Annotated in this window: 5 protein-coding genes and 1 pseudogene; 4 read left to right on the top strand and 2 right to left on the bottom strand. The window is 68.6% G+C overall.

Features of this window, described 5'->3' with window-relative positions; all coding sequences use genetic code 11:
- Window positions 1–107: 107 nt before the first annotated feature.
- Entirely contained in the window at window positions 108–524 is a 417-nt protein-coding gene (tnpA, locus tag B9S61_RS32995; protein ID WP_103542771.1) for an IS200/IS605 family transposase, read from the bottom strand.
- A gap of 25 nt (window positions 525–549) precedes the next feature.
- Between tnpA and B9S61_RS33000 the strand changes: the two genes are divergently transcribed.
- Both B9S61_RS33000 and B9S61_RS33005 read left to right on the top strand, forming a co-directional pair.
- A complete protein-coding gene (locus tag B9S61_RS33000) occupies window positions 550–1,860 on the top strand; it encodes an RNA-guided endonuclease TnpB family protein (RefSeq protein WP_107499725.1) in 1,311 nt (436 codons plus the stop codon).
- 452 nt (window positions 1,861–2,312) lie between these two features.
- A complete protein-coding gene (locus B9S61_RS33005; protein WP_103545472.1) occupies window positions 2,313–3,887 on the top strand; it encodes a S8 family peptidase in 1,575 nt (524 codons plus the stop codon).
- Window positions 3,888–3,946: 59 nt separating this feature from the next.
- Here B9S61_RS33005 and B9S61_RS33010 read toward each other — a convergent pair whose 3' ends face one another.
- Window positions 3,947–4,345 carry an ATP-binding protein gene (locus B9S61_RS33010; protein WP_103545473.1) on the bottom strand — a complete coding sequence of 133 codons (399 nt, stop codon included), beginning with the start codon at window positions 4,343–4,345 and terminating at the stop codon, window positions 3,947–3,949.
- Window positions 4,346–4,449: 104 nt separating this feature from the next.
- Between B9S61_RS33010 and B9S61_RS33015 the strand changes: the two are divergent.
- Together B9S61_RS33015 and B9S61_RS33020 are read left to right on the top strand one after the other, a co-directional pair.
- Window positions 4,450–4,725: pseudogene (locus B9S61_RS33015) on the top strand (helix-turn-helix domain-containing protein); the annotation flags it as partial.
- 49 nt (window positions 4,726–4,774) lie between these two features.
- Window positions 4,775–5,487 (top strand): transposase (locus B9S61_RS33020; protein WP_181007641.1); only part of this gene is annotated, 713 nt, incomplete at its 3' end.

The raw sequence follows: 5,487 nt of genomic DNA on the forward strand, positions 1-5,487 counted from the left end.
GGGACTATTCGCAGTGCACCGGGCTTCAGCCCGGTGGTGAAGCGAATCTGAGAACTGCTCTGACCTCAGCCGTGTGCATGGATTGGCACTGTTCACCTCAACCCGGGTCAGAGCGGCCGGTTCTGCTGCTCGGTGTACTGCTTCACGATGCTGAGCGGTGCACCGCCGGCCGACCCGGCGAAGTACGAGCCGGACCACAGACGTTGTGCCCGCCAGTAATGGCGGACGAGGTCGGGGAACTCCTGACGGAGGCGTCGGGAGGACACGCCCTTGAGGGAGTTCACCAGCCTGGACACGGCGACCTTCGGCGGGAAGTTCACGAGGAGGTGGACGTGGTTGTTCTCGCCGTTGAACTCGACCAGCTCGGCCTCGAAGTCCTCGCACACGGCCCGCATGATTTCCTCGCACCGCGTCAGGTGCCGGTCGCCGAAGACGGAGTGCCGGTACTTCGTCACGAAAACCAAGTGGACGTGCATGCGGAAGATGCAGTGGCGACCTGTACGAACGTTCTCATCGATACCCATAAACCAACTGTGTAGCATGATCGGCGTGCAGCTTCGGTACAGCTTCCGCCTGTACCCGAGCGCCGGTCAGTGCAGCGCGTTGTCACGGGCGTTCGGGTGTGCGCGGGTGGTCTACAACGACGCGCTCCGCGCCCGGGAGACCGCCCGCAGCCAGGGGCTGCCGTTCCCCAAGACCGGGGACCTGTCGAAGGCGCTCATCACCGAGGCGAAGAACGCCCCGGAGCGGGCCTGGCTCGGCGAGGTCTCGGCGGTCGTCCTCCAGCAGTCGCTGCGCGACCTGGACACCGCGTACCGGAACTTCTTCGACGGGCTGAAGGGCAAGCGCCCGCGTATGGGTGCGCCCCGGTACAAGTCCCGCAAGGACACCCGGCAGTCCGTGCGGTTCACGGCGAACGCCCGCTGGTCGATCACACCTGGGCGGAAGCTGCGTCTGCCGAAGATCGGCGACCTGAAGGTCAAGTGGTCCCGATCCCTGCCCTCCACCCCGTCCACGGTGACCGTGGTCAAGGACAGTGCGGGCCGGTACTTCGCGAGCTTCGTCGTCGAGACCGGCCCCGGGGAACTGCTGCCGCAGTCGATGCCCGAGGTGGGCATCGACCTCGGGCTGGGGCACTTTGCGGTCCTCTCGGATGGGACGAAGGCCGACAGCCCGCGGTTCCTGCGCCGGGCCGCCAAGCGCCTCAAGAAGGCCCAGCGGGACCTGTCCCGCAAGGAGAAGGGCAGCAAGAACAGGGACAAGGCCAGGGTCCGCGTCGCACGGGCACACGCACGTGTCGCGGACGCGCGCCGCGAGTTCCACCACCAGCTCTCCACGAAGCTGATCCGCGAGAACCAAGCGGTCGCCGTGGAGGACCTGGCGGTGAAGGGGCTCGCCCGCACGCGCCTGGCCAAGTCCGTGCACGACGCCGGATGGTCGGCGTTCGTGAGCATGCTGGAGTACAAGGCCGCACGGTACGGGCGCACCTTCGTCCGCATCGGCCGCTTCGAGCCCACGTCTCAGGTGTGCTCGCAGTGCGGCGTGAAGGACGGCCCCAAGCCCTTGCACGTCCGTGTGTGGACCTGCGGGGCCTGCGGGGCCGTCCTGGACCGGGACATCAACGCGGCGGTCAACATCGCCAGGGCGGCCGGACTGGCCGTGTCAGCCTGTGGAGCGCAGGTAAGACCGGGACTCGTCCCGGCACCGCGCGGCGAAGCAGGAACCCACTCGACACCGCAGCCTGCAACGGCGCGGCAGGCGGGAATCGCCGTCCTTCAGGGCGGCGAGGATGTCAATTGTGTTCCGCAAGCAGCCCTCCGACCCGTGCCGCAGCGGGTCGACAGACAGCACTCTGCGTGACGAAGCGTCAGGCACGTCCACGCACCGGTCTTCCTCGGCCGAACCGGCACGAACGTGACGTGATGCCGCACCGCACCGCGGTGAGCAGCGGGCCTGCCGCGGGGCGGGGTGAACGGCGGGCCTTCTCGGGGAGGACGGCGGGGGACCTCGGCGCGACTCCAGGCGTCACTGTGACGGTGATCTCGTTTACCCAGCGCATCTGTACCGATTGATGACCTTGTGTCATTTCCGCTGTGTGACCCCGGCGTTAAGGCCCGGCCGGACCCCTTGTGCAATCCGCGTAGACCGTTCAATCTTTCGCCTGGCGACAGGGAAATGTGAACGCGGCCACAGCGTCCGTGATTGGCATGTACCTGACTATCGTCTGTCCGGGGACCCGGTACAGGCGTTCGCCGCGTGCGCCCCACGTGGACGCACATCCCCCACATCCCCTGTCGAGGAGGAACCCTCAGATGGCAGTGACACGAGGCACCAAGCGCAGATCGCTCGCCGGAGTCTGCTCCGTCGCCGCGGCCGCACTCGCCGGCGGTCTCTTCACCGCACTCCCCGCGCACGCCGCCGACCCCGCCACCGGGACGATCGCCTACGCGGACGCCCCCAACGCGGTCGCCGACAGCTACATCGTCACCCTGAAGTCGGGCACCGAGGCCGCCTCCGCCAAGGGCAAGGGCGTCGCCAAGAAGCACGGTGCCGAGGTCGAGCACACCTTCCGCGAGGCCCTCAACGGGTACACCGTCGAGGCCACCGAGGCGGAGGCCGCCAGGCTGGCCGGCGACCCCTCGGTCACGCTGGTCGAACAGAACCGCACCTTCACCACACAGGCCACGCAGACGAACCCGCCGTCCTGGGGCCTGGACCGCATCGACCAGACCGCGCTGCCGCTGAACGGCTCCTACACGTACGACGACACCGCCGGGCAGGGCGTCACCGCCTACATCATCGACACCGGTGTGCGGATCTCCCACAGCGACTTCGGCGGCCGCGCCCGCAACGGCTACGACGCCGTCGACGGCGACAACGTCGCCCAGGACGGCAACGGCCACGGCACCCACGTCGCCGGCACGGTGGCGGGCAGCGCCCACGGCGTCGCCAAGAAGGCCTCCATCGTCGGCGTCCGCGTCCTCGACAACAACGGCTCCGGCACCACCGCCGGCGTCATCGAGGGCGTCGACTGGGTCGCCGACAACGCGGTCCTCCCGGCCGTCGCCAACATGTCCCTCGGCGGCGGAGCCAGCACCACCCTCGACAACGCGGTACGCAACGCCATCGCCGCCGGCGTCACCTTCGCCGTCGCCGCGGGCAACGAGTCCACCACGGCCACCGGCTCACCGGCCCGCGTGTCCGAGGCGATCACCGTCGGCGCCACCACCAGCACGGACGCCCGCGCCAGCTACTCGAACTACGGCTCGAACCTGGACATCTTCGCTCCGGGCTCGTCCATCACCTCCACCTGGCACACCGGCGACAGCGCCACCAACTCCATCTCCGGCACCTCGATGGCCAGCCCGCACGTCGCGGGCGCCGCGGCGCTGTACCTCGCCGACAACCCGTCGGCCACCCCCTCGCAGGTCGCCTCCGCGCTGATCACCAAGTCCGTCTCCGGCGCGGTCACCAACCCGGGCACCGGCTCCCCCAACCGCCTGCTGTACGTCGGCGGCAGCGGCGGCACCACCCCGCCGCCCGGCAAGACCTTCACCAACTCCACGGACTACACGATCAACGACCGGTCCACCGTCGAGTCCCCGCTCACCGTCACCGGCGTCTCCGGCAACGCCCCCTCGGCCCTCCAGGTCCCGGTGAACATCGTCCACACCTACATAGGTGACCTGACGGTCCAGCTGGTCGCCCCCGACGGCTCGCTCTACACCCTCAAGTCCTCCGGCACCGGCGGCTCCGCGGACAACATCAACACCACCTACACCGTGAACGCCTCCTCGGAGACGGCCAACGGAACGTGGAAGCTCCGCGTCACCGACAGCTACTCCGCCGACACCGGCTACATCAACAGCTGGGGCCTGACCTTCTGACCCCCGCCGCATGCCCCCTCCGCCCCGGCCCGGTCCCACCGCGCCGGGGCGGAGGCCTGTCAGCCCCCGTCCAGACACTCGAACCACACGGTCTTCCCCCGCCCACCGGGGTGAAGGTCGACCCCCCACCGCTCGGTGACCGCGTCCACGATCACCATCCCGCGCCCGCCTTCCTCCTCAAGCCCATCACCCCCGCCCCGCACAAGCAGTCGAGGGCACTCATCGGCGACCTCCACCCGCACCCCACCCGGCTTGAGCAGAAAGCAGATCCGACAACGCCGACCGGGCACATGCCGCACCACATTCGCCACCACCTCGGTCAGCGCCAGCTCGGCCGCATCACTCACACCGGCCAGCCCCGCCCCGACGAGATACAGCCGCAGGATGCGCCGCAGACGCCGGGCCGAGTGCTCACCGACGGCGAACTCGGCGTGGTACTCACTGAGAGTGTCCGCCACCTGCGGACCAATTGTCTGATTCACATCACCATGCAACGACGCTCCGCATACGTTCGACTACGGAACGGAACGAACGCCGCGAGGCGTTGAAGTGAGGTGCCACCGTGGTCAACATCCAGTCGCTCGACCCCACCGCGTCCCCCCTCGACTACTACGGCTGGGAACTGCGCCGCCAACGCGAGGCCCATGGCCTCAAACAGGGCCAGCTCGGCGAGATCATCTTCTGCACGGGCTCCCTGATCGGCCAGATCGAAACCACGAAGAAGGTCCCCACCCGCGACTTCTCCGAACGCGTCGACGCGGCCCTCGGCACGGACGGCCTGTTCTCCCGCCTGATCGGCCTGGTACTACGCAGCCAGCTCCCGCACTGGTTCCAGCCGTAGGGAGTGTCATGAATCAGGTGTGGACTCTCCACGAAGGAGTCACCTGATGAGTACGAGCACTGATCACCTGATCGAGACCGTCCAGGGCGTGTCGCTTGCCGAGGCCGGTGAGAGTGTTCAGGGTGCCGACGTGAAGTCGATGCCGGTATCCGTGAACGGTCTGTCCGCCGAGTTGCTGGAGGAGCTGGCCATGCTCGCGGCGGAGCGAACCGCCGAGGGCGGGCTGCGGCTGATGGGCGAGGGCGGGCTGCTGCCCGAGCTGGCCCAGCATCTGATGCAGGCCGCGCTGGAGGCCGAGATGGACCAGCACCTGGCCGTCGAGGCCGGACAGGCCGGCGGGCGGGGGTCGCGTTCGGGCGGCAACACCCGCAACGGCTCTCGGGCCAAGAAGGTGATGACGGAGGTCGGCCCGGTCACCGTGCAGGTCCCCAGGGACCGGCTGGGCACCTTCAGCCCACGTCTGCTGCCCAAGTACGCACGGCGGACCGGAGCGCTGGACGAGATGGTCCTCTCGCTGACCGCGAAGGGCCTGACGTCCGGTGAGATCGTCGCGCATCTCGCCGAGGTGTACGGGATGACGACGAAGGAGACGGTCTCCACCATCACGGACAAGGCACTGGAGTCGATGGCGGAATGGCGCACCCGTCCGCTCGACTCGGTCTACCCGGTCGTCTTCATCGACGCGATCCACGTCAAGATCCGTGACGGGCACGTCGCCAACCGGCCCGTCTACGTGGCCATCGCGGTCACCGCCGACGG

The sequence above is a fragment of the Streptomyces sp. SM1 genome (assembly GCF_002910825.1).
GTDB classification, from domain to species: Bacteria; Actinomycetota; Actinomycetes; order Streptomycetales; family Streptomycetaceae; genus Streptomyces; species Streptomyces okerensis.

Coding starts and splice junctions, on each gene's coding strand:
- tnpA (WP_103542771.1), bottom strand. CDS start 524: ATGGGTATCGATGAGAACGTTCGTACAGGTCGCCACTGCATCTTCCGC.
- B9S61_RS33005 (WP_103545472.1), top strand. CDS start 2,313: ATGGCAGTGACACGAGGCACCAAGCGCAGATCGCTCGCCGGAGTCTGC.